Annotated in this window: 20 protein-coding genes and 1 tRNA gene; 5 read left to right on the top strand and 16 right to left on the bottom strand. The window is 59.6% G+C overall.

Annotated elements, in window-relative coordinates; translation table 11 throughout:
• Positions 1-62: 62 nt before the first annotated feature.
• A complete protein-coding gene (locus tag ACYJRZ_RS08575) occupies positions 63-1,310 on the top strand; it encodes an NAD(P)/FAD-dependent oxidoreductase (RefSeq protein WP_459457979.1) in 1,248 nt (415 codons plus the stop codon).
• A 60-nt stretch (positions 1,311-1,370) separates the two neighbouring features.
• Here the strand turns inward: ACYJRZ_RS08575 and ACYJRZ_RS08570 are convergent, their stop codons facing one another.
• From ACYJRZ_RS08570 to ACYJRZ_RS08520, 11 genes are all read right to left on the bottom strand, one after another.
• Entirely contained in the window at positions 1,371-1,898 is a 528-nt protein-coding gene (locus ACYJRZ_RS08570) for a gluconokinase (protein ID WP_459457977.1), read from the bottom strand.
• Positions 1,899-1,972: 74 nt separating this feature from the next.
• Positions 1,973-2,926, bottom strand: coding sequence for a peptide ABC transporter ATP-binding protein (locus ACYJRZ_RS08565; RefSeq protein WP_459457975.1), 954 nt, complete (start codon positions 2,924-2,926; stop codon positions 1,973-1,975).
• Positions 2,923-3,939 (bottom strand): ABC transporter ATP-binding protein, encoded by a 1,017-nt coding sequence (locus tag ACYJRZ_RS08560; RefSeq protein ID WP_459457973.1) that lies wholly within the window; start codon positions 3,937-3,939, stop codon positions 2,923-2,925. Before ACYJRZ_RS08560 ends, ACYJRZ_RS08565 begins: the two co-directional genes overlap by 4 nt.
• Positions 3,939-4,847 carry an ABC transporter permease subunit gene (locus tag ACYJRZ_RS08555; RefSeq protein ID WP_459457971.1) on the bottom strand — a complete coding sequence of 303 codons (909 nt, stop codon included), beginning with the start codon at positions 4,845-4,847 and terminating at the stop codon, positions 3,939-3,941. Before ACYJRZ_RS08555 ends, ACYJRZ_RS08560 begins: the two co-directional genes overlap by 1 nt.
• Positions 4,848-4,856: 9 nt before the next feature.
• Entirely contained in the window at positions 4,857-5,861 is a 1,005-nt protein-coding gene (locus ACYJRZ_RS08550; protein ID WP_459457969.1) for an ABC transporter permease subunit, read from the bottom strand.
• 89 nt (positions 5,862-5,950) lie between these two features.
• A complete protein-coding gene (locus ACYJRZ_RS08545; protein WP_459457967.1) occupies positions 5,951-7,546 on the bottom strand; it encodes an ABC transporter substrate-binding protein in 1,596 nt (531 codons plus the stop codon).
• Between the two features lie 341 nt (positions 7,547-7,887).
• Positions 7,888-8,376: an iron-responsive transcriptional regulator RirA gene (gene rirA / locus ACYJRZ_RS08540; protein WP_459457965.1), complete on the bottom strand. Its 489-nt coding sequence runs from the start codon at positions 8,374-8,376 to the stop codon at positions 7,888-7,890.
• A gap of 118 nt (positions 8,377-8,494) precedes the next feature.
• A complete protein-coding gene (locus ACYJRZ_RS08535) occupies positions 8,495-9,598 on the bottom strand; it encodes a M48 family metallopeptidase (protein ID WP_459457963.1) in 1,104 nt (367 codons plus the stop codon).
• Positions 9,570-10,631: a YjgN family protein gene (locus tag ACYJRZ_RS08530; RefSeq protein WP_459457961.1), complete on the bottom strand. Its 1,062-nt coding sequence runs from the start codon at positions 10,629-10,631 to the stop codon at positions 9,570-9,572. The genes ACYJRZ_RS08535 and ACYJRZ_RS08530 overlap by 29 nt, the downstream gene beginning before the upstream one ends.
• A 228-nt stretch (positions 10,632-10,859) precedes the next feature.
• Positions 10,860-11,207, bottom strand: a complete 348-nt coding sequence (locus ACYJRZ_RS08525; protein WP_113330104.1) for a VOC family protein — start codon at positions 11,205-11,207, stop codon at positions 10,860-10,862.
• Positions 11,208-11,352: 145 nt separating this feature from the next.
• A complete protein-coding gene (locus ACYJRZ_RS08520) occupies positions 11,353-12,849 on the bottom strand; it encodes a CoA-acylating methylmalonate-semialdehyde dehydrogenase (RefSeq protein ID WP_459457959.1) in 1,497 nt (498 codons plus the stop codon).
• Positions 12,850-12,975: 126 nt separating this feature from the next.
• Between ACYJRZ_RS08520 and ACYJRZ_RS08515 the strand changes: the two genes are divergently transcribed.
• Both ACYJRZ_RS08515 and ACYJRZ_RS08510 read left to right on the top strand, forming a co-directional pair.
• Entirely contained in the window at positions 12,976-13,857 is an 882-nt protein-coding gene (locus ACYJRZ_RS08515; RefSeq protein WP_459457957.1) for a LysR family transcriptional regulator, read from the top strand.
• A 431-nt stretch (positions 13,858-14,288) separates the two neighbouring features.
• Positions 14,289-14,435 (top strand): hypothetical protein, encoded by a 147-nt coding sequence (locus tag ACYJRZ_RS08510; RefSeq protein ID WP_167078186.1) that lies wholly within the window; start codon positions 14,289-14,291, stop codon positions 14,433-14,435.
• Between the two features lie 50 nt (positions 14,436-14,485).
• Here the strand turns inward: ACYJRZ_RS08510 and ACYJRZ_RS08505 are convergent.
• Together ACYJRZ_RS08505 and ACYJRZ_RS08500 are read right to left on the bottom strand one after the other, a co-directional pair.
• Positions 14,486-14,562 (bottom strand) — tRNA-His (locus tag ACYJRZ_RS08505).
• 218 nt (positions 14,563-14,780) lie between these two features.
• The gene (locus tag ACYJRZ_RS08500; protein ID WP_112344345.1) at positions 14,781-15,227 is read right to left on the bottom strand and encodes a phasin; all 447 of its coding nucleotides are present in this window, start codon (positions 15,225-15,227) and stop codon (positions 14,781-14,783) included.
• A gap of 219 nt (positions 15,228-15,446) precedes the next feature.
• On the opposite strand from ACYJRZ_RS08500, the gene ACYJRZ_RS08495 reads away from it, so the two are divergent.
• A complete protein-coding gene (locus ACYJRZ_RS08495; RefSeq protein ID WP_459457954.1) occupies positions 15,447-19,100 on the top strand; it encodes an ATP-binding protein in 3,654 nt (1,217 codons plus the stop codon).
• Between the two features lie 18 nt (positions 19,101-19,118).
• Here ACYJRZ_RS08495 and ACYJRZ_RS08490 read toward each other — a convergent pair whose 3' ends face one another.
• The 3 genes from ACYJRZ_RS08490 to ACYJRZ_RS08480 all read right to left on the bottom strand — a co-directional run bounded on the left by ACYJRZ_RS08490 (position 19,119) and on the right by ACYJRZ_RS08480 (position 21,870).
• Positions 19,119-19,520, bottom strand: a complete 402-nt coding sequence (locus tag ACYJRZ_RS08490) for a GFA family protein (RefSeq protein ID WP_459457952.1) — start codon at positions 19,518-19,520, stop codon at positions 19,119-19,121.
• Between the two features lie 127 nt (positions 19,521-19,647).
• Positions 19,648-21,051, bottom strand: a complete 1,404-nt coding sequence (gene chrA, locus ACYJRZ_RS08485) for a chromate efflux transporter (protein ID WP_459457950.1) — start codon at positions 21,049-21,051, stop codon at positions 19,648-19,650.
• A 6-nt stretch (positions 21,052-21,057) separates the two neighbouring features.
• Positions 21,058-21,870: a chromate resistance protein ChrB domain-containing protein gene (locus ACYJRZ_RS08480; RefSeq protein WP_459457948.1), complete on the bottom strand. Its 813-nt coding sequence runs from the start codon at positions 21,868-21,870 to the stop codon at positions 21,058-21,060.
• 359 nt (positions 21,871-22,229) lie between these two features.
• Between ACYJRZ_RS08480 and ACYJRZ_RS08475 the strand changes: the two genes are divergently transcribed.
• Positions 22,230-23,252 (top strand): SAM-dependent methyltransferase, encoded by a 1,023-nt coding sequence (locus ACYJRZ_RS08475; protein ID WP_459457946.1) that lies wholly within the window; start codon positions 22,230-22,232, stop codon positions 23,250-23,252.
• The last annotated feature ends 47 nt before the right edge of the window (positions 23,253-23,299 follow it).

Genomic DNA, 23,299 nt, shown 5'->3' with positions numbered 1-23,299 from the left:
ACGGTCACGCAACGCAGAACGACCGGTTGACAATGCAATAGGCATACGGATAGCAGGATAAGATGACAAAGGACGCAATCGTTCTTGGTGCAGGCATCGTCGGTGTTTCGACGGCAATCCATCTGCAGCGGCGGGGACGGCAAGTCGTCCTGGTCGATCGGCAGCCGCCGGGCCAGGGAACATCCTTCGGCAATGCCGGCCTCATCCAACGCGAGGGCGTCGTGCCCTATGGGTTTCCACAGCAATTCGGCCTGCTGCTGCGCTATGCTTTCAACAATCGCATCGACGCGCATTATCATCTGCGCGCCCTGCCGGCGCAGATCGCCTTCCTCGCCCGCTATTGGTGGAATTCCAATACGAAACGCCATGAGATGATTTCGCGCGCCTATGCGCCGCTGATCGAACATTCCGTCAGCGAGCACAACGATCTCATCGAAGCCTCGCATGCAGAGGAGCTCATTCGCAAGAACGGCTGGGTGGAGCTGTTCCGTTCGAACGAGAAGCGCGACGCGGAATTTGCCGAGGCCGAGCGCCTCAACCGTGAATTCGGGATCGGTTACGACGCGCTGAGCAGTGCAGAAATCACAACCATGGAGCCGCATCTGAGGGGCAGCTTTGCCGGTGCGCTTCGCTGGCGCGATCCCTGGTCGGTGCTCGACCCGCATGGGCTGACGGCAGCCTATCGGCGATATTTCGAAAGCATTGGCGGGCGTGTGACGACCGGGGATGCGGTTTCGCTCGGAATGGCCGGCAAAGCCTGGAGAATGGTGACGGCTGAAGGATCGATCGAGGCGGAGGATGTCGTCGTCGCACTCGGCCCCTGGGCTGATATCGTGACGAAACGCTTCGGCTATGCCTTTCCGCTCGGCGTCAAGCGCGGCTATCACATGCATTACGCCGCCGAGGGCAACGCCGTCCTCAACAACTGGACGCTCGATGCCGAGCGCGGCTATCTGCTGGCGCCGATGAGCCGCGGCATCCGGCTGACGACGGGCGCCGAGTTCGCCTTGCGCGATGCGCCGAAGACGCCGGTCCAACTCGACCGTGCCGAGGCCGTCGCGCGCAGCACCTTCCCGCTCGGCGAACGGCTCGATCCGGAACCCTGGATGGGTGCTCGCCCCTGTACGCCCGACATGATGCCGATCATCGGCAAGGCGCCGCGCCACAACGGCCTATGGTTCGCCTTCGGGCACGCCCATCACGGGCTGACGCTCGGGCCGGTGACCGGCCGCGTGCTGGCCGAACTCATCACCGGCGAGACGCCCTTCATCGATATTTCGGCTTATGCTCCGGGCCGGTTTGCACCCTAAGCTGTTCTATCTCCCGCAATTCCGGACGGAAAACCGCTGCACACTTTTCTTGGAATTGCTCTAGAGGATCGCCCGAAGGCTTTTGACGGAGGCATCGACGATCTCCTCGATGGTGGCGTCGATATCGACAGTGACGACGCGAGGCTCACCGGTCGGCACTTCCAGCGTCTGCAATTGGCTTTCGAGCAGCGAGGTCGGCATGAAATGCCCCTTGCGCTCACCCATGCGCTTCGTCAGCAGCTCTTTCGAGCCTTCGAGGTAGATGAAATAGAGATGGCCGCCGGCGGACGCCCGCAGGCGTTCGCGATAGACGCGCTTCAGCGCCGAGCAGGTAACGACAACGCCCTGGTCTTTTGCAAGGCTTGCCGATATTTCCTGACCGATCTTCTCCAGCCAGGGCCAGCGATCCTCGTCGGTCAGGGGGATGCCCTTGCTCATCTTCTCGACATTGGCGGCCGGATGCAGAGCATCGCCTTCGATGAAATGGATGCCAAGCTTGGCCGCGACACCCTCACCGATCGAGGATTTACCACTGCCGCTCACACCCATGACGATGATGGCAAGGGGAATGTCTTGATTATCGCGCATAAGGCCTGTCCGGAATGATTGACTTGAACCGGGCACGACCGGTCTCGCCAGCCGTGCCCGACTCACAACTTGGATCAATCCAGCGGAAAGAAACAGGAAAATTTATGCGTTCCGTCGCCCGCGAGTTCCGGTTCGACCTGCCGGCACTTGTCCTGGGCACGCCAGCAGCGCGGATTGAAGTGACATCCCTTCGGCGGATTGAGCGGCGACGGCAATTCGCCCTGAAGGCGTATACGGTTCTTCTCGCGATCCGGATCGGCGATCGGCGTCGCCGACAGAAGGGCCGCGGTATAGGGATGGCGCGGCCGGCTGAAGACCTCGTCCGCCGTGCCGGTTTCCACCGGGCGTCCGAGATACATAACCATCACATCGTCTGCGATATGACGGACGACCGAGAGGCCGTGCGAGATAAACAGATAGGCAAGCCCCATCTCCTTCTGCAGGTCCATCAGCAGGTTCAGGACCTGCGCCTGGATCGACAGATCGAGTGCGGATACCGGCTCATCGAGCACCAGCACCTTCGGCCGTAGCATCAGAGCACGCGCGATCGCGATGCGCTGGCGCTGGCCGCCCGAGAACATATGCGGGTAGCGATCATAGTGTTCCGGACGCAGGCCGACGCGCGCCATCATCTCCTCCACCTTGCGGCGGCGAGTGGCGGCATCATCATCCGTGTTTATCTTCAATGGCTCTTCCAGGATGGAGCCGACCTTCTGGCGCGGGTTCAGCGAACCATAGGGGTTCTGAAACACGATCTGCACGGCACTGCGCAGGCTGCGATCGCCGAGTCTGGCGGGTTTGCCGTCGATCAGCAATTCGCCTGATGTCGGATTTTCGATCATCGTCACCAGACGGGCGAGCGTCGATTTACCGCAGCCGGATTCGCCGACGACAGCGAGCGTGCGGCCCGACTGCAGGCTGAAGCTGACGCCGTTCAGCGCCTTGACGGTCGCTTCCGGTTTAAAGGTGCCGCGCTTGACGGTGTAGAAGCGGGCGAGATCGCGCCCTTCGAGAACAGCGCCGGTCATGCGGCACCTCCTGCTTTTTGCGTAGCGGCAATCCCGGGGTGGCCGAGCGGCTTGCCATGTTGCAGCGGATAATTGCATAGGGCTACGCCCAGTTCAGGCCCCTGACGCTTGACGCCCCTGTCGCATTCCGGCGTGGCAAAGGAGCAGCGCGGCGCGAAGAGACAGCCTGTGGGACGATCATGTTGACCGGGAACGACGCCGGCAATCGACGGCAGACGCTCGCCGACTTCAGCGCGCTCCGGCAGAGCCGAAAGAAGCGCTGCCGTATAGGGATGATGCGGGTCGCGGAACAGTTCCTTGACCGGCTGCTCCTCGACCTTCTGGCCGGCATATTGCACTTGCACGCGCTCCGCCGTTTCGGCGACGACGCCCATGTCATGGGTAATGAGCACGAGCGCCATGCCCTGCTCCCGCTGCAGGCGCACGAGCAGGTCGAGGATCTGCGCCTGGATCGTCACGTCGAGCGCGGTCGTGGGCTCATCGGCGATCAGAAGCTTCGGATTGCAGGCGAGCGCCATGGCGATCATGACGCGCTGGCTCATGCCACCAGACATCTGATGCGGAAAGTTCGACAGACGATCCTCGGGAGCTGGAATGCCGACGAGATTCAGCAGTTCGATCGAACGCTGGCGGCGCGCTTTACGGTCGAGGCCCATGTGGATGCGCAGTGTCTCGCCGAGCTGGAAGCCGACCGTGAAGCACGGATTGAGGCTCGACATCGGCTCCTGGAAGATCATCGCCATGTCCTTGCCGATGATCTTGCGGCGCTGGCGCGAGGAGATGCCGCGCAGGTCCTTGCCATCGAACACCATGCGGTCGGCGGTGATCTTCGCCGTCCAGGGCAGAAGCCCCATCATGGCAAGCATGGAGACGGATTTGCCGGAACCGGATTCACCGACGATCGACAGGATCTCTCCCTTGTCGCAGGTGAGCGAAACGCCATCGACCGCACGGAACAGGCCGGACGAGGTCTGGAATTCGACGGAGAGGTTTTCAATATCGAGGAGTGCCATTACGACCTCTTCAGCTTCGGGTCGAACGCATCGCGCAAGCCGTCGCCCATCAGATTGATGGCGAGCACCGTGATCAGGATGCAGAGACCGGGGAAAGTAACGAGCCAAGGGTTGCTCTGGAAGAATTCACGCGAATCCGCGAGCATCGTGCCCCATTCCGGCGTCGGCGGCTGCGCGCCCTGGCCGAGGAAGCCAAGTGCTGCGGCATCGAGAATGGCGGCCGAAAAGGCAAGCGTCGCCTGCACGATCAGTGGACCGAGGCAATTCGGCAGGATCGTCTTGAACATCAGCCGCAGCGGACCGGCGCCGGCAACGCGCGAAGCGATGACATATTCCTTGTCGCGCTCGGACATGACGGATGCTCGCGTGAGGCGAACGAAATGCGGCTGGTTGACGATGGAGATCGCAATCATCGCATTGGTCAGGCCCGGGCCGAGGATTGCCACCAGCACCAGGGCAAGCAGCAATGACGGGATGGCAAGAATGATGTCCATAATGCGCATAATGATCGTATCGATGCGGCCACGGGCGTAGCCAGCGACAAGGCCGATCAAGATGCCGGCGATCGCCGAGAACGAGGCAACGACGAGGCCGATAAACAGCGAGAAGCGCGTGCCATAGATGAGGCGCGACAGGAGATCGCGACCATTGGCATCGGTGCCGAGCAGGAAACTGCTGTTGCTGCCCTCCGCCCAGGCTGGCGGCAGACGCTGCATGTCGCTGCCGTAAGCGGCATCGGGATTGTGAGGCGCCACGACGCCGGCAAAGATTGCCAGAAACAGGACGAAGAGGAAGATCGCGAGACCGATGACGGCGCCCTTGTTGCGAGAAAAATAGTACCAAAACTCCGCAATAGCGGAAGGGCGGTCGGATTTGACACTAACCGTTTTGACGCTAACCGTACTCATGGACCGCTCCTAGTGACGAATGCGTGGGTTGACGAAGCCGTAGAGCAGGTCGACAGCAAGATTGACGAGCATGACGATGCCGGCGATCAGCAAAAGGCCACCCTGCACCACCGGATAATCGCGCTTGAAGACGGCGTCGATCATCCATTTGCCGATGCCTGGCCAGGAGAAGATGCTTTCCGTGAGGATAGCGCCGCCGAGCAGCACGCCGACCTGCAGGCCGATCGTGGTGACGACGGCGATCATCGCATTTCGCAACGCATGCACGGACACGACACGTAGCGGCGAGAGCCCCTTGGAGCGCGCCGTGCGCACATAATCCTCGCCCAGCACTTCCAGCATGGCGGAGCGCGTCTGGCGCGCAATGACGGCGAGCGGAATGGTGCCGAGCACGATGGTCGGCAGGATCAGCGAATTCAAAGCGGACCAGAAGGCACCCTTCTGACCGGACAGGAGGCTATCGATCAGCATGAAGCCGGTGATCGGCTTGAAGAAATAGATGAGGCCGATGCGGCCCGAAACCGGAGTCCAGTGCAGATAGCCGTTGAAAACGATGATCAGCAGCAGACCCCACCAAAAGATCGGCATGGAATAGCCGACCAGAGCCACGCCCATGACACTTTGATCGAACCATGTGCCGCGCTTGACGGCGGCGAAAACGCCAGCCGGTATGCCAAGACAGATCGCGAGGATCATGGCACAGATCGACAATTCGAGCGTTGCCGGGAAGAAGGTCAGGAAATCGGTCAGCACGTCGCGCTTGGTGGTGATCGAAGTACCGAGGTCGCCATGCAAGGCGTTCCAGATATATCGGCCGTACTGTACCACCATCGGCTGGTCGTAGCCGAGATCGTGGGAGATTTGCGCATGACGTTCCGGCGACATGACGCGTTCGCCCGACAACAGCATGACGGGATCGCCGGGAAGCAGGCGAATGAAAGAGAAGGCGACGATCGATACGCCGAGGAATGTCGGGATCAGCACCGCTAGCCGGCTGAGAAGAAATCGCAACATGGCAGATGTCCAAATTTTTCCGGCGGTCAGACAGGGTGTCTGACCGCCGGGTCGCCCGGTCTTAGCCGGGCATTCTCACAGATTTTTCGTTATTCGGCGATATCGACGCCGTCGAAGCGATGAACGCCGACCGGATCCTGGAAGTAGCCGGAGACATTCTTCGTCATCGGGATGAACTCTTCCGAATGGTCGATGGTCATCCAGGGAGCTTCGCGCTTGAAGACGACCTGAGCCTGTTCGTAGAGCTTGGTGCGCTCCTTGATGTCGGCGGTCTGCTTAGCCTTCTTCACGAGATCGTCGAATTCCTTGTTGCACCACTGCGCGCGGTTGTTGCCGCCGACGGCATCGCAGCCGAGAAGCGTGTCGAGGAAGTTGTCCGGATCGCCGTTGTCACCGGTCCAGCCGAGGATGGCCGCACCGTCGCGGTCCTTGGCGGAGGAGAGCTTCAGGTACTGAGCCCAGTCATAGGTGACGATCTCGACCTTGACGCCGATCTTGGCGAGGTCTGCCTGCATGAGTTCGGCAGCGCGGCGGGCGTTCAGCATGTACGGACGCGAAACCGGCATTGCCCAGATCTTCATGCTCAGATCCTTGACGCCAGCCTTTTCAAGCAGCTTCTTGGCTTCGTCCGGATTGTAGGCGTCGTCCTTCACGTCCTTGTTGTAGGACCACATGGTCGGCGGGATCGGGTTGGTCGCAACCTTGCCGGAACCCTGGAAGACGGCGTCGACGATGGCCTGCTTGTTGACGGCCATGTTGATCGCCTTGCGAACTTCGACCTTGTCGAACGGCGCAACGAGCGTGTTGTAGGCGAGGTAGGAAACGTTCAGGCCGGCCTGTTCTAGAACCTTGAGGTTCTTGTCAGCCTTCAGGTCCTTGATGTCGGCTGCGTTCGGGTAGGGCATGAGGTTGCATTCGCCGGACTTCAGCTTCTGTGCCCGGACGGATGCATCCGGCGTGATCGCGAAGACGAGATCGTCGATCTTTTCCTTGCCCTTGAAGTAGGTCTCATTTGCCTTGTAGCGGATAACGGCATCCGGCTGGTAGGCCACGAAGGTGAACGCGCCGGTGCCGAGCGGCTGCTGGTTCATCTGCTCCATCTTCTTGTCGGCCTGCAGCTTGTCGGCATATTCCTTCGACAGGATCGAGGCGAAGTCCATGGCGAGGTCGGCGAGGAACGGCGCTTCCGGACGGTTCAGGACGAACTTGACGGTGAGGTCATCGACCTTGTCGATCGACTTGATGAGCTTCGGGAAGCCCATGCCGTCGGCATATTCATAGGAACCGCCGGCAACATACTTGGCCCACGGATTGTCCGTACCGAGCTGACGGCCGATCGAGAAAATGACGTCGTCGGCATTGAGGTCACGCGTCGGGGTGAAGAAATCGGTCGTCTGGAACTTTACGCCCTTGCGAAGCTTGAAGGTGTATTCCTTGCCGTCGGGGGAAACGGTCCAGCTTTCGGCGAGGCCGGGTTCGATCTCGGTGCTGCCGTGCTTGAATTCGACAAGACGGCTATAAACCGTGCGCGAGGAAGCATCAAATGTGGTGCCGGCGGTATAGATGCCGGGATCGAAACCTTCCGGCGAACCTTCCGAGCAATAGACAAGCGTTTTCGACCAGGCGGACGTCGCCATGACCGAAGCCAAGGCTGTCACTGCCAGCAGGACAGAAATCTTTTTCATGATATCGTTTCCCAGATTGTTATTCTTTTGAAGCCGTGGACACCACCAGAGGTTCCCATCCGGATCGCGCCGATGGAACTTTATTTTAAGTTTGAAAGCAACAAGCGCCGCCTAAAATTTTTCCAATTTCTGGAGTTTGGAAATTTTTAGATGAAAAAACCTCTGGATTGGTAATTTTCTGGCAAAAATTTGCATGCTTTTAATCGATTCAGAATGATTTGCCATTTTCCTCTTTCAATCCGCGAACGGCCTGTTGCCCGGATAGGAGGCAATACAAACAAAAATCCGCAGCTACCGGCGGTAACTGCGGACCAAAACATGACTGAACTTCGGATAACCGATCAGGCGGCGGGGGCCGCGACCACCGGCTTCTTCGCAATCGCCTTGTGATCCTTGTCGGTGAGGCCCAGCAGGAAGTTGATCTGCGGGCGGGCCTTGACGAGGTCGTCGATGGAATATTCGGTCAGAACGTCGAAGAAAGCATTGAGCGCCTTCCGCAACGCCGAGTTGAGGCCACAGCTATCGACCAACGGGCATTCCACCACGCCATCTTCGAAGCATTCCGCCATGGCGAAACTGTCCTCGGTGACGCGGACGACATCGAACAGGCTGATATCGGTCGCGGGCTTCCCAAGGCGCACGCCGCCATTGCGGCCGCGCACCGTTTCGACAAGACCTGCCTTGGTCAACGGCTGCAGGATCTTGAAGAGAAACAGTTCAGATACACTGTATGCCTTGGCGATTTCCGGAATTCGGCTCAGATGGCCTTCATTGGCGGCGCAATACATCAGCATGCGCACTGCGTAATTGGTCTGCTTGGTCAAACGCATGCCGATCTCCTGGAATCGAGGCTGCTTAGGGGCTGCCCCGTATATAGTGGCTTTCTTAGTTTTGAACAATTCCAAAATATGAAATTCATATTCAGCTTATTTAGAAAGCCTGAGCCCCTCACCCCTTCGGCTTCGCCCCCTTCTCCTTCAGCTCACTTGCATAATCAAGGATCGCCTGCTTGCGTTCGGGCGTCCCCGGATGGGTTGAGAGCATGCTGGTGCTGCTATGATCGCCAAGCCTCGTTTCAAGGATATCGAAAAACCGTGAGAGTGCCGTCGGATCCATGCCCGCCGCCTGCATCAGCTCGACGGAGCGGCGATCGGCTTGTGCCTCCGCTTCACGGGAATAGGAAAGCGCAAGTAGACCGCCGCCTTGCGTCAATAGGTCCTGAATGCCGGAGCCTACGTCACCGGCTATCAAAAGCACGAGACCTGCGATACCCGCAGCACGGTAAAGCTGACGCAGGCTGTGCCTATATTCGACGTGACCGATCTCATGGCCGAGCACGGCGGTAATCACTTCCTTATCACCGCCGGCAAGTTCGACCAGTTGATCAGTCAGAACGAGGTTTCCGTCCGGCAGAGCGAAGGCGTTCGGACCGATGAGGCCACCATCGCGGAAATTCAGATGGTAACGGCTGGTACCACCTTCCGCATTTGCGGCTATCGCGGCGAAATCATTGCGAATTTCCGTCTGCTGTGCCGCCGGCAGCTTGCTGGGGCCGAATGTCACCTGGTCCAATGTCCTCAGCGTCCCTGCCGACATCATCTCCGGCACCACGGGCGGCGTCACCAGTACCGCAACCTCCACCAAGACCGGCAAGGCGTAGCGATATATGGCCGAAGCAAGGACGATCGTCGCGAGAGCAAGGGCGATCAGACGGGGACGAACTATCTCAAGCCCATGAATGAAACCACTGCGTCCCTCGCCGCGACTTCGCAGGTAAGCATCGACAGCGTCGTTATCGCGGGTTTCAAAAACCGATTCATTTCCGAACATAATGCGACGCGGGATGGAGCCGACCCGCGAGCTGAACTCGATATCCGAACGGATACCCCAGGCGAGCCGCTTGTCTTCCGCGCCCTCTTCAGACGAGAGCACGATGAGAGACCCGCCGATATCCATCAGCCGGGACGGAACCTCCCGGCTGGAATGCGGCGGATGCCAGACACCCGTCGCGATCGTCTGCGGATCAGAAGCCAAAGTCGAATCCATCGACATCGAGATATTCCGCGCTGATCGCGTTGCCGGTCGAGCGGATCTGGTCGAACACCACACCGATTTCGCCATCGATACTGATCGCCGTATGCTCGGCCAAGAAGCGCTGCATGCGCACCGCCGCCCAGGGGCGCATCAATCCGAGAGTTACCAGGGTGACGATGACATTCGAAACTGCAATCCATGCATAGCGCCGGCGACCGAGATTACTTCTGAGCTGATGACGATGATCGATCGTTGTCGCCGACCAGACGATGTTACGGATCGACGCCCGATAGTAGAGGCCAGCAAATACATATGCGGACAGGCCAGCAACAGCTCCCACTTGCGTCGACGTGAGGCCGGCACCTGCTGAATTTGCCACAAAGCCGTGGAGACCAGCGGCGGCAACAAAGCCAAGTACTAAGCCTCCGCCGATGGCGACTGCGACCATGCCTCCGAAAACCCTATAGAGCGCGCTCAATCGCGGTTCGGTCGAGAACGGGCGATCGCCATAGCGCAGATTGTCGAAGATGTATTTATAAAACCAACGGCTTGCGATTGGGGACAACAGCCCGACAGATATCACCGTTACAAGGGCACCCAAAAAGATCGCCTTGAACGCACCGCCATAGGTGCCGACGAAATCGAAGCGCACATTGCGATAGCTCGTCACGCGCGCATTGAAGCGAAGGCCGCGCATGAGGAACCATGGGAATACCACCAGCATCACGGGCCAGATTGCCAAAACTGCCAACGGCGCTACATGTGAAAGTATGTTCACCGCGATCAGAAAGCCGAACACGATCAGCCGGCCGATCAATATCTGCTTGCCCTTGGCATGATATTCGAAACTGTGGTCCAGAATGACCGTATTCCCGTAGAAATACCGGTTCCGGCGGACCTTTGCCCAGGCCGAATAAATACCCAGCGTAACGATCGTCAGCAGAATATTGACGATCCAGATGCCGAAATATTCCGAAGCGTTGCCTGTGAAGGAAGCCCTTTGGAAAAAGGGTCTTCCGCCCAGCGGATAATCTTGCTCAACGACTGCCATGCTATGTTCCCTCCCCCACAAGAGGACGAGCGTTCCCACGGGCGCTCCTAGTAAGCACCAGACGGTGGGCGACGTGTTGCGCGGCACGTCACTCGCCTTAACATTGCATTTGAGATCAGGAAAACGACCGTCAATCAACGGAAAAATACAAGCTTACCCCACTTGAGGCGCGAACGGGCGATTTGCCCGCAAGACTGCAACCTTAATGCCACAACGGCGCCAACTCACTTATGGCACGGAAATCCAGACCGCCATTTCGCAGCCGCCGGGCTCGCGGAAATGAAACCGACGACCGCCGGGAAAATCGAAAGCTGGGCGAGTGATGACGCCGCCGGCAAATTCCACGGCGCGCTGTGCGGCTTCCAGATCGGTTGTGCGCACGACGGGCAGCGGTGTTCCGGCCGCCTCTCCCGCATCGCCATCTATGCCGGCGTCTATTCCGGCCGCCTCGATGACATGGTAGGTCGGCCCGTAGCTGACAAAGCTCCAGTCGAAGGCTTCTTCAAAGAAGCGGCGGGTCTTCAGGCCGTCTTTCGACGGAAATTCGAGATAGTCGATCTGATAGGTTATGGCCATCGCTCGGCCCTCCCGTTGTTCTTGCTTTGTTCTAAATGAAGACAGCGGTCCTGACAAGATGACTCGATCGAAAACAAACGCAATAAAAAAGCCGCCGCCCGAAAAATACCGGACGACGGCTGACGTGAGCCGGTGATTGCGATGCTTATTTCATCGTCGGCATGACGAACTCCGCACCATCCTTGATACCGGACGGCCAGCGGGCGGTGATCGTCTTCGTGCGCGTCCAGAACTTGATCGAATCCGTGCCATGCTGATTGAGATCGCCGAAGCTCGAAGCCTTCCAGCCGCCGAAGGAGTGGTAGGCAAGCGGAACCGGGATCGGAACGTTGACGCCGATCATGCCGATGTTGATGCGCGAAGCGAAGTCGCGGGCCGCATCGCCGTCGCGGGTATAGATGGCGACGCCGTTGCCGTATTCATGCTTCATCGGCAGCTCAAGAGCCTCTTCGTAGTTCTTGGCGCGAACGACCGAGAGAACCGGTCCGAAGATCTCCGTCTTGTAGATATCCATGTCCGGCTTGACGTGGTCGAACAGCGTGCCGCCGACAAAATAGCCATCTTCATAGCCCTGCAGCTTGAAGCCTCGGCCGTCGACGACCAGCTTGGCGCCTTCTTCGACGCCGCGATCGATCAGGCCGTTGACGCGGTTGTAGGCATCCTTCGTGACAAGCGGGCCCATGTCGGCCTTGTCGTCGGTATAGGGGCCAATGCGCAGGGATTCGATCTTCGGCACCAGCTTCTCGACGAGACGATTTGCCGTGTCTTCGCCGACCGGAACTGCGACCGATACCGCCATGCAGCGTTCGCCGGCAGAGCCGTAGCCGGCGCCCATCAGGGCGTTGACGGCCTGGTCCATATCGGCGTCGGGCATGATGATCATGTGGTTCTTGGCGCCGCCAAAGCACTGGGCCCGCTTTCCGTTCATCGCGGCCGTGCCATAGACGTAACGGGCGATCGGTGTGGAGCCGACGAAGGAAACGGCAGCGATATCCGGATCGGTCAGGATGGCATCGACGGCGGCCTTGTCGCCATTGACGACGTTGAGGATGCCTGCCGGCAGGCCGGCTTCGATCATCAGTTCGGCCAGGCGGAGCGGCACGGACGGATCGCGCTCGGACGGCTTCAGGATGAAGGCATTGCCGCAAGCGATTGCCGGGGCGAACATCCACATCGGGATCATGGCCGGGAAATTGAACGGCGTGATGCCCGCGCCGACGCCGACAGCCTGGCGGATGGAATACATGTCGATCGCCGGGCCGGCGCCTTCGGTAAACTCGCCCTTCTGCAGATGCGGAATGCCGCAGACGAATTCGCAGACTTCGAGGCCGCGGATGATATCGCCTTTGGAATCCTCGACCGTCTTGCCGTGCTCCTTGGAAAGAAGCGTCGCCAGCTCATCCATGTTCTGGTTCAGAAGCTCGACGAACTTGAAGAAGACGCGGGCGCGGCGCTGCGGATTGGTGGCGGCCCATTTCGGCTGCGCGGCCTTGGCGTTTGCGACGGCTGCGCGCAGTTCTTCGACGCTCGCAAGCGCGACAGTTGCCTGAACTTCGCCCGTTGCCGGATTATAGACGTTGCTCGTGCGTCCGCTCGTGCCGGCGACGTGCTTGCCGCCGATGAAATGACCGATCTCACGCATGGATGTGCCTCCTCGTTTTCTTGGATGATGACAGGATCGCACTTCAATTTGCACAAATCAATGAGCTGCTATAAGCAACCGTTGTGCAGAAATTGAAGTCCTTCTTGTGCAAGAGAGGGTGTGTGAATGGATTGGGATGATGTCCGGATGTTCCTGGCTGTGGCCCGCACGGGCCAAATCCTGGCCGCTTCGAAACGGCTCGGCGTCAACCACGCCACCCTCTCCCGTCGCGTGACGACGCTGGAAGAGCGCTTGAAGACGCGGTTGCTCGTGCGCCGCACCAATGGCTGCGATCTGACCGCCGAAGGCGAGATCTTCCTGCACGCGGCGGAGCGCATGGAAACGGAGATGCTGCGCGCGCAGGCGAGCGTCGGCCACCTCGACAGCGCGATCACCGGGACGGTGCGCATCGGCGCGCCTGATGGCTTCGGCGTTTCCTTTCTCGCGCCGCGGCTCGGGCGGCTGATCGCCCGTTATCCGGAGCTGCGTATCCAGCTCGTGCCGGTTCCCCGCTCCTTCTCGCTGTCGCAGCGCGAGGCCGATATCGCCATCACGCTCGAACGTCCCGAGCAAGGTCGCCTGGTCTCATCGAAACTGACGGATTACACGCTCGGGCTCTATGCTTCCAAAGCCTATCTGGAACACGCCGGATTGCCCGACAGCGTGGAAGCACTAAAACTACATCCGCGCGTGGGCTACGTCGAAGACCTGATCTTTACGGCTTCGCTCAATTTTTCCGGCGAGATCATGCGCAGTTGGGACGCCTCCTTTGAGATATCCACAGCGATTGGCCAAACGGAAGCGGTGCGCTCTGGCGCCGGCATCGGCATCCTGCATGATTACATCGCCAGGCAGTTTCCCGAGCTGACGCGCATCCTGCCCGATGTGTCCATCAAGCGTGCCTATTGGACGACCTATCATGAAAGTGCCCGCGACCTGGTGCGCGTGCGCACGGTCGCGGACTTTCTGCAGGAGCTGGTTAGCGAGGAGCGGCGGATTTTCCTGTAAAAATCATGCCGATGGACGCGTCTTCGGCTCGCAGGCGAAGGCCACCGCATCAGGCCGCACCACCATGATGGCGCATGCGGCGGCTGAGCCTCCGCATGCTTCGGCGGCTCCTCGTTCTCGTCGGGATTGGGAACTGGAGCCTCATCCGGCAACCTGTCCGGTTCCGGCTCTCCGATCGGCGGCTTCGGCGCCCAACCTGGGTCGGGCATCGGAGGCGTATCGGGAATAGGCTCGTTTGGTACGGACATGCCCGCTCCTTTCGTCTGCTTGCCGATATGGACACAACGACCAGCGATGCCGACGGTTCCAAGCTAATTTCGGCATCCGGCCAGCGCTTGCGACATAAGCGCGGTTCGCCGCCCCCACGCCTTGCTGCTGGACAACGGCCAGACGAAGCCTAGTATTTCACGGAGAAATCAGGAGCCAGGACGATGAGCGACAAGAAGCAGCAGAAACTGGACGAGAAAAAGCACAAGGAACAGGACGATTATCTGGAGGAAGCGCTGGAAGAGACTTTTCCCGCTAGCGATCCGATATCGCCCGGCCATGTATCGAAGAAGCCTGAAGACAAGAAATAACCCAGCCAGGTCAAAGCCGCGGGCATCTTATAAGAACGATCGGGAGAGAATGGTACGGTTGAGTGGGGTCGAACCACTGACCTCAGGTGCCACAAACCTGCGCTCTAACCAACTGAGCTACAACCGCACATGATCGCGTTGCCGCGTCAACGGGGGTCACATACGAGGACTTTGAAATTATTTCAAGTCCTATCTCCCCGCAATATAAAAAAGCTTTGCAGATATCCAAAATGATGATGCGGCTGGATGCCGACCAAGCCGGCTTGAGCTGCAAATGAAAAGTCCCGCCCCAGGTTTTCACCCGGGAACGGGACATTCATGCCTTGGGAGGCTTATCGGCAATGATCAGGCCTTGAAGGAGGCCATTGCCTTTTCAGCGGCGTCCTTGGCAGGCTTTGCCAGCTTTTCGGCAACCTTCTTGGTGGTGTCCTGGATGGACTTGGCCTGCTCGACGGTGACTTCGGCCTGCTTGCGGATGAAAGCGGTCTGAAGTTCGAAGAGTTCTGCAACCGACTTGACACGAAGAAGGGCTTCCATGTGAGCCAGCGAGCTTTCGGCATTGGTGCGCAGAACGTCGATAGCCTTGAGGCCAATCTCCACGGAACCGGACTGTGCGGTCTGCACGGTTGCCTCAACCGTCTTGCCGGCTTCCTCGGTCGCAGCTTTCAGCTTGGCGAAAGCTTCCTTGGACTGAGCAGCGCCCTTTTCCGCGAAGTCACGGAAGGTTTCGGAGAACTTGGACGGGTCGAATGCAGCCGTTGAAAAAACGTCGTCTTTCTTTACAGTAGCCATGATTACGCTCCTAAAGGGCCTATCTGAGAGGCCGTCGTGTACCTGTGTGAGGAGTATATAATATAAATTATTGTGCAGCGCAACATAATTGTGCGTCGCACAAGACGTTAACCTTTCCGGCCGAAAAATGGACCGCTCGCTGGACCGAAAAGCGAGGCGCCGTTATTAATAAACTGTTAAATCACGAGAGGCGATTACGCCCGCAAAACAGGTTGGAAAATGCCCGCAATTCAATATCCGTTCATTGACATTGCCGTGCATCCCCGCGTTCGGGAGCGTTTCGCGCGCGGTGAAGCCATGGTCATGTTCTCGACCGGCATGGATCGCGTGCTATGGGCAAACGCCGCCGGCGCCAACCTTTTTGGCTATAACATCATTTACGATTTCATCGAGCAGGGACCGAAGTCCGGCGACATCTCATTTCGCCAGATCGAGGCGACCGCGCGCGGCCTTGGCGCCGTCGGCGATCAGCGCACATTCTTGATCCGCATGGCATCGGGCTTCCAGCGAGCCGTCGTCAATGCAGCCGTTGAGCTCATCCGCATCCAGGTCGGCGAAGAGGCTGTGCTGTTTTCCTCTCCGATATCCTCGAAGCCGCTCGCAGCAGCGGAATGCGCCAAGCGCATGATCGACGGGTTCGACGATCCCGATACCCATATGGCCGTCATCGGCCGCGATGGCGAAATCGTCACTGCGTCAGCCGGCTTCAGGACGCTCGGGGTCACTCCGCAGACCGCACGAATGCTGACGACCATGGCCGGCGCGCAGCCGGACCGGCTGATCAAGCGACCGATCCCGACCGGGCGTGGCTATTTGCCTGCCGCCATCGGCAAGCTCTCCGAAATCCCGGCCCTGCACCTGCTGTTCGTCGTCGAAACGGTGCTTGGCCATCTCGATCCGACGGAAAGCCTTGCCGACGAAGCCCGTCCCGCGGCGGCCATCGAACCGCAGGCGGAGGAAGTGCGCAAGGAGCTTGAAGGCGCGGCGGCGGACGAGGAGCCAAAAGCCGCGCCAACCGCCCCCTTCGGCGACATCATCGATGCGGTGGCCGACATTGAGGAGCTGGACGAAACCCCGGAATATCGGGAGGACGAACAAGCGGAGGCGGCCTCGGCCGCCGGAATCTCAGCGGAAGCCGGAACGGAAGCGACTGCCGATGGGGATAGCGCGACCGGCGCAGTTGCCGAAACCGAAGCTCACGCCGATGAGCAGAAGCCTGAAACCATGGCGGACGGCGGAGATGATGCTGCCCCAGAAGTGACGGCAGCAGCGGAGTCGCTTCCAGCGGACGCGCATACCGATATCGAAAACACGCCCGCAGAAGGTTTCATTTTCAAGCGCAACGGACGTGCCACCCGCTTCGTGTGGAAGATCGATGCCACTGGCCGTTTCAGCGAGGTTTCGCGTGAATTTGCTGATGCGGTGGGGCCGCATGCCGCCCAGATTGCCGGCATTCCCTTTACTGATGTGGCTCGCCGTTTCAATCTCGATCCGGATGGCAAGATCGCGGAACTGCTGGCGCGGCGCGACACATGGTCCGGCCGCACGATCTACTGGCCGGTGGAGGGTACGAGCTTGACCGTGCCGGTCGATCTTGCTGCCCTGCCGACCTATACACGCAGCCGCGAATTCGACGGCTTCAGGGGCTTCGGCGTCGTCCGCCTGGCGGATGTCATCGATGATCCGATGAAGCGCGGGATGGCTCTCGGCACACAGGCGGCCGATGACACCGCGACCGATGCCGAAATGGCCGCGGAAGCAGAGGCGGCATCGAACGAGCAGCCCGCTCCCGAAATTGAACCCTCTCCGACGAAAGAAGAGATCGAAAGCCCGGCTGAGAAGGCTACCGGAGCCGACACGGTCCCGCCTTACGAACCACCTGCCCTACGGATTTCCGAGACGCCAAACCGTCGTGAGTCGGACAAGGTCGTCCGCCTCCACGAGCGCCGGACGTTGACGCAGACCGGCCTTTCGCTGAGCGAACAGGCAGCCTTCCGCGAAATCGCCCGACAACTTGAGCCTTTCGGCAAGCGCGAGGAACCGCCTGTTGGGGAGCGTCAAGACGAGCGGCATGAGCATGAGGAGGGTGCCGATACTCCTCCGCAACCGAATGCGGCCGACGAAATCCTCTCCGAAGCATCCGAAACCCCGGACGGAGACAGCCATGCCGATGACCAGCCGCCAGCAGCGGCAATTGCGGAAGAGAACGTCGCACCGCCAGTCGTGAAATTCGTCGAGGCTGCGGATGATAACAGCGCGAAAGCGGCCGACGAGGCCGCAGCTGAAGCGTCGCCGGCATCGGCCGAGCCAGAGGAGGACTTCGATCCCCTCGAGGTTCTGAACAACGCCATTCCGCCGCGTGTGAAGATGCGCACCGGCCTGTCGCCCGATATCATCGACCAGCTGCCGCTCGCGATCCTCATCCACGCCGGGGATCGCCTGATCCACGGCAATCCGGAATTCCTGCGGCTGACCGGCTATGACAGCCTCGACGAGCTCGAGCAGGTCGGCGGGTTGGATGCGCTGCTTCAACGCAACGATCTCGAAGGCAAGACCGAGCAGCCCGCCACAATGATGGTCGTACGCGCCGACGATGCGCTTGTGCCTGTGACGGCCCGGCTACAGTCGATCCGCTGGGAGGATGGTACGGCCCTTATGCTGGCGCTGATGCCGGTTGAAAGAAGCGAGCCGCCGGCACCGCTTCCAATTCCCGAAGAAGCCCGCCCCGAGCGCATCCTCGAAAAGGTCGCCAAACTGCAGGTGGAGATCGAGGAACTGCGCTCGACACTGGAAACGGCGACGGATGGCGTGATCATCATCGGCCAGGACGGCGAGATCCGCTCAATGAACCGCTCTGCGAGCGCCCTCTTCAACTATGACGACCAGGAGACCCGTGGCAAACCCTTCGTGATGCTATTTGCGCATGAAAGCCAGAAGGCAGTGCTCGACTATCTCAGCGGCCTGTCCGGCCACGGCGTCGCCAGCGTGCTGAACGATGGTCGCGAAGTGATCGGTCGCGAGGCTTCCGGCGGCTTCGTGCCGCTGTTCATGACCATGGGTCGGCTGAATTCCTCGAACGGTTACTGCGCCGTTATCCGCGACATCACGCAATGGAAGCGAACTGAAGAAGAGCTGCGCAACGCCAAGCGCGCCGCCGAAACCGCCAATGCCCACAAGACGGATTTCCTTGCCCGCGTCAGCCATGAAATCCGCACGCCGCTCAACGCCATCATCGGTTTTTCCGACATGATGGCCGGCGAGCGCTTCGGGCCGATCGGTCACTCGCGCTATATCGAATATGCGACCGATATCGGCCGTTCCGGCCGCCATGTGCTCGACATCGTCAACGACCTTCTCGATATCTCGAAGATCGAAGCCGGCGAGATGGATCTGGATTTCGCGTCAGTCGGCCTGAACGAAGCGATCACTGAAGCTGTGTCGCTGGTGCAGCCGCAGGCCAACAGCCAGCGCGTCATCATCCGCACCGCTCTGTCGCAAGCTGTGCCGAATGTCGTTGCCGATCTACGTTCGATCAAGCAGATCGCGCTCAACATTCTCTCAAACGCCATCCGCTTCACGCCGTCGGGCGGCCAGATCGTCGTCTCCACCTCCTATGAGAGCAATGGCAGCGTCGTCCTGCGCATCCGCGATACCGGCGTCGGCATGACGCGCTCGGAGCTGGAGCAGGCCATGAAGCCCTTCCGGCAGGTTTCCACCAATTCCCGCAAGCGCGGCGACGGCACCGGCTTGGGATTGCCGCTGACCAAGGCCATGGTCGACGCCAACCGCGCCACTTTCTCGATCAATTCCGCCCCGAACGAGGGCACCCTGGTCGAGATCACCTTCCCATCGCAGAGGGTGCTGGCGAACTGAGACAATCTCAGCTCGCCGTCAAAACCAGAGGTCGCGCACGCATCGTCCGTCGGAAGGAAGATCTTCAAACGTGTCGAGCCCATCGAAGTGATCGATCGGCAGGTCGGCAACGAGATCCGGCGGCGCCAGCCGCACATTGACGGCCATACGCCGGCGGCCATCCTTTTGCAGCCTCAGGCCGCGCCAGCTTACGACGCAGGCGCAGGATGGGCAGAACAGTATTTCGAGAGACGGCCTGTCCTTGCCGGCGCGGGTATAGGTGGCAGTCCGGCCGGTCACTGAGACCCGCTCTCCTTCGTAACCATAGGCCCACAGCGTGCCGTAGCGCCGGCAGAGCGTGCAGTTGCAGGCCGTGATCGAGCCCGGATCTCCTTCAAGCGTCCAGCCCGCCTTGCCGCAATGACACGAGCCGATCAGCATGGGTGCACCACTCCATTCGCTACGTGGTCGAAGGAGCGGCATTTTGCCTTAGTCACGAGATCCCTGCAAATGCACGGAGGACACGAATTCTCACTCCGGGCCACCGACGCGGCGAATGCCTCGGCTTTCAGGAAACGAAGACAGTCCAACCGACACCCAGGGCGGCAGACGCCAGCAAGGTCGATATCACCGACATCTTCAGGCGGAAGATGGCCAGCGCGGCCAACAGGGTCAGCACCAGCGAGGGCGGTGAAAGCGAGGTCAGGACGGGCACATCCATCGTCCAGGAGCCGTAGGTGAAATTCGTGGTCTCACGGAACAGCACATGGAGTCCGAACCAAATCGCGAGATTGAGGATGACGCCAACGACCGCCGCCGTTATCGCCGACATGGCGCCGGTCAGCGCGACATTGCCACGCATCTTCTCGATGAATGGCGCGCCGGCGAAAATCCAAAGGAAGCTTGGCAGGAAGGTGACCCATGTGGTCAGCACGGCGGCAAGGGTTGCTGCCGCAAGCGGGCTGAGGGTGCCGGGATTGCGATAGCCCGCCAGGAAACCAACGAACTGCGTGACCATGATCAGCGGTCCAGGGGTCGTTTCCGCCATCCCCAGACCATCCAGCATCTCGCCCGGCCGTAGCCAGCCCAGCTGCTGCACGGCCTCCTGTGCGACGTAGGCCAATACGGCGTACGCACCTCCGAAGGTCACGACCGCCATCTCGCTGAAGAATATCCCGATTTTGGAAAAGACGTTGTCGGGACCAAGCGTCATCACCAGGGCCGCAACCGGAATGAGCCACGCGGCAGCCAGCGCACCTGACGTCTTCAGAGACCAGGCGAGGTTTGGTCGAGCGTGCAAAGGGATCTCCTCGCCAAGAACGGAGTCCTTGTCTTCCAGAATTGCCCCGGAGCCCGACTTGTGCCCGCCGCCTATCCTGAAGGCCGCAATCCCTGCCCGAGAGGCCAGGTAGCCGATAAGTCCGGCTCCCACGATGATGAGGGGGAACGGAACGTGCAGGAAGAAGATCGCCACGAAGGCAGCCGCGGCCAGAGCAACCATAGCCCTGCTCTTGAGGGCTCGGCTTCCGATGCGAAACACCGCCTGAACAACGACCGCCAGGACGGCGCATTTTAGACCGAAGAACATCCCTTCGATAAAGGTCAGATTACCGAACATGACGTAGAGATAACTGAGCGCGAGGATTGCAATGAAGCCGGGCAGGACGAATAGAATGCCGGCGATCATGCCACCCAACGTCCTGTTCAGCAGCCAGCCGATATAGATGGCGAGCTGATGCGCTTCGGGACCTGGCAGCAACATGCAGTAGTTCAGGGCATGAAGAAACCTGTGCTCTCCAACCCATTTCTTCTCATCGACGACGATGCGATGCATGACGGCGATCTGTCCCGCCGGTCCGCCGAAGCTCAAGGCGGCAACGCGGATCCAGACCTTGACGGCCTCATGGAGGGGAACGATGTCCCGATGAGCCGCGCTTGATCGCTCGGCTACATTTTTTACGAGATCGGTCATAGTCGGTTACATCTTCCTCGGATTCGGCCAGTTGTGTGTCTCTTCCGTCGCATCACGACACCAACGATAGAAGGCATCATAGAGCGTCATGCCGGCTTCCAGCTGCTGCAGGTCGTCGTTAAACATCCGCGAAAGCCCGAGCGAGGCCGCAAGCAGCCCGGGCACCTCAGGCGCCAGGTCGGGCCGAGCGGTATCGGCTCCCCGGACGATAGTTGCAAGATGAAGGAGAGGTTCGATGCCGAGACCAAATTCTTCGATCATGACATCGAAGGTGCATAGCTCGCCGCGATGGCTCCAGAAAACATCTTCGATATCGAATGGCGTTGCCATGAAACGATCGGCGACGGCCGAAACTTCGGTTGCGGGAACGAACAGGAAGATCGCTGACGGATCGATAAAGCGCCGGATCAGCCACGGGCAAGCGATGCGATCGATCTTCGGTCGCGCCCTTGTTACCCATACCGTCCTGCCGCTAGCATCTCGCGGAGGCAGCTTTTCCTCGGCGACCAACATGTACTTCGCGCTTCGCCACGCTTCGAACCCGCCTTCAAGGACCTCCGCCTGCTTTCCGACGACACGCAGATGGGCAGCAACTCCGTGAGCGAGTTTCTGTCCTTTCTGGCAGAGAATGATGGCAGGTCTCGCCAGCTCGTTCGCCCAGTCGGTTACGGTTCGATAGTTGCGGCGAATGGAGCCGGGAATAAGACGAGGATCGGCGGCGAAATCCTCATCATTGCGGACGTCGAGGATCGGCGGCAAATTGGGCGTGCCGATAATACGATTGAGCTTGTCGGGTGTAATTTCCAGAAATGACGGCATGGCGCGTCCTCCGTTGGCTCGGTTTCACGGACGCGATTCTTCAGCCGTGGCCTCGTGGGGTGATCGCGACCCCAGAATTAATTTTCTGCCTGACGCGTTCCAAATGTCAAGCCGAATAACCGCGTGCTGCACCAGGCAGACAGTTCCTGGCTTCGGCGTCCACTTGCAGATTGGCCGTAACGTCGCGGCTGTTGTGAAGTTCCGCCGCGACAATGAAAGACCGCCCCGCCGATCAAGAATATCTGATGTATCTCCGAAGTATTATTGATGACAAACTTAAAATCCGTCGCCTTTTGTGAGATAATTCATCGCTGCGACCGACTATTCCGGTCGGTCATTGGGCACATAAGGGGGATCCAATGTCATCGACGGCAGTAGAAGCAGACGTAGGCGAAGTTTCGCCCAATCTAGTAGTCGATGCGATGTTTGCATGCCGAAAGACGGCCGCCATCGTAGCTGCCATAGAACTCGATCTTTTTACCTTGATTGGTGATGGCAGTGATGCAGCATCTTTGGCGACCGCTACAAATGCAGCCGAAAGAGGCGTGCGCATTCTGTGTGACTATCTCGTTGTGAACGGCTTTCTCACGAAAACAGGCAATCAATACGCTCTGACACCATCCAGCCGAGCCTTCCTCGACCGGCATTCGCCGGCCTATATGGGCGCGGCCATCGAATTCCTAGCCGCACCGGAAATCCTCAAGCAGATTCTAAACGATCCGCCTTCCTATGTCCGCAACGGCGGGTCCATTGGATTGGCGAACATGTCTCCCGACAATCCGGTTTGGGTGAAATTTGCTCGCGGCATGGGCGCGTTCACGGGCGGCAGCGCGATCAGCCTCGCCGCCGAAATGGCCAACTTGCCCATGCAGCCAAGGAAGATACTTGATATCGCCGCAGGCCACGGGCTTTTCGGGATCGAGATGGCGAAAACTTTTCCATCAGCCGAGATCGTTGCGGTCGATTGGGGCTCCGTTCTGGAATTGGCCAAACAAAATGCGCAGCAATTTGGCGTCGCCGAACGCTATAAGGTCATTCCCGGCAACGCATTCGAAGTCGACTGGGGCACGGACTACGATCTTATCCTGCTGCCGAACTTCCTGCATCATTTCGACCTGGAAACCTGCGCCGGATTGCTTAGGAAGAGCCGGGCAAGCCTGAGCGCCGAGGGCAAGGTGGTTGCGGTGGACTTCGTGCCGAACGACGATCTCGTATCGCCGCCCTTCCCCGCCGCATTCTCATGGGAGATGCTGGCGAGTACGCCTAAAGGCGAGGCCTACACGCAGAAGGATCTGGCTGAGATGGCTAGGCGTGCCGGTTTTCATAATGTGAGGGTAAAGCCACTACCACCATCGCCGGCAAGCTTGATCTTCTTCGAGTAGCGGTGCCCGGAGTACCCGGCCCCTCGTGCTGGGGGATGCGGAGATAG

The sequence above is a fragment of the Rhizobium sp. No.120 genome (assembly GCF_054558365.1).
Note: the sequence above shows the minus strand (reverse complement) of the source record. Positions and strands in the feature narration are given on the sequence as shown.

Coding starts and splice junctions, on each gene's coding strand:
- ACYJRZ_RS08575 (WP_459457979.1), top strand. CDS start 63: ATGACAAAGGACGCAATCGTTCTTGGTGCAGGCATCGTCGGTGTTTCG.
- ACYJRZ_RS08570 (WP_459457977.1), bottom strand. CDS start 1,898: ATGCGCGATAATCAAGACATTCCCCTTGCCATCATCGTCATGGGTGTG.
- ACYJRZ_RS08565 (WP_459457975.1), bottom strand. CDS start 2,926: ATGACCGGCGCTGTTCTCGAAGGGCGCGATCTCGCCCGCTTCTACACC.
- ACYJRZ_RS08560 (WP_459457973.1), bottom strand. CDS start 3,939: ATGGCACTCCTCGATATTGAAAACCTCTCCGTCGAATTCCAGACCTCG.
- ACYJRZ_RS08555 (WP_459457971.1), bottom strand. CDS start 4,847: ATGAGTACGGTTAGCGTCAAAACGGTTAGTGTCAAATCCGACCGCCCT.
- ACYJRZ_RS08550 (WP_459457969.1), bottom strand. CDS start 5,861: ATGTTGCGATTTCTTCTCAGCCGGCTAGCGGTGCTGATCCCGACATTC.
- ACYJRZ_RS08545 (WP_459457967.1), bottom strand. CDS start 7,546: ATGAAAAAGATTTCTGTCCTGCTGGCAGTGACAGCCTTGGCTTCGGTC.
- rirA (WP_459457965.1), bottom strand. CDS start 8,376: ATGCGTTTGACCAAGCAGACCAATTACGCAGTGCGCATGCTGATGTAT.
- ACYJRZ_RS08535 (WP_459457963.1), bottom strand. CDS start 9,598: ATGTCGATGGATTCGACTTTGGCTTCTGATCCGCAGACGATCGCGACG.
- ACYJRZ_RS08530 (WP_459457961.1), bottom strand. CDS start 10,631: ATGGCAGTCGTTGAGCAAGATTATCCGCTGGGCGGAAGACCCTTTTTC.
- ACYJRZ_RS08525 (WP_113330104.1), bottom strand. CDS start 11,207: ATGGCCATAACCTATCAGATCGACTATCTCGAATTTCCGTCGAAAGAC.
- ACYJRZ_RS08520 (WP_459457959.1), bottom strand. CDS start 12,849: ATGCGTGAGATCGGTCATTTCATCGGCGGCAAGCACGTCGCCGGCACG.
- ACYJRZ_RS08515 (WP_459457957.1), top strand. CDS start 12,976: ATGGATTGGGATGATGTCCGGATGTTCCTGGCTGTGGCCCGCACGGGC.
- ACYJRZ_RS08510 (WP_167078186.1), top strand. CDS start 14,289: ATGAGCGACAAGAAGCAGCAGAAACTGGACGAGAAAAAGCACAAGGAA.
- ACYJRZ_RS08500 (WP_112344345.1), bottom strand. CDS start 15,227: ATGGCTACTGTAAAGAAAGACGACGTTTTTTCAACGGCTGCATTCGAC.
- ACYJRZ_RS08495 (WP_459457954.1), top strand. CDS start 15,447: ATGCCCGCAATTCAATATCCGTTCATTGACATTGCCGTGCATCCCCGC.
- ACYJRZ_RS08490 (WP_459457952.1), bottom strand. CDS start 19,520: ATGCTGATCGGCTCGTGTCATTGCGGCAAGGCGGGCTGGACGCTTGAA.
- chrA (WP_459457950.1), bottom strand. CDS start 21,051: ATGACCGATCTCGTAAAAAATGTAGCCGAGCGATCAAGCGCGGCTCAT.
- ACYJRZ_RS08480 (WP_459457948.1), bottom strand. CDS start 21,870: ATGCCGTCATTTCTGGAAATTACACCCGACAAGCTCAATCGTATTATC.
- ACYJRZ_RS08475 (WP_459457946.1), top strand. CDS start 22,230: ATGTCATCGACGGCAGTAGAAGCAGACGTAGGCGAAGTTTCGCCCAAT.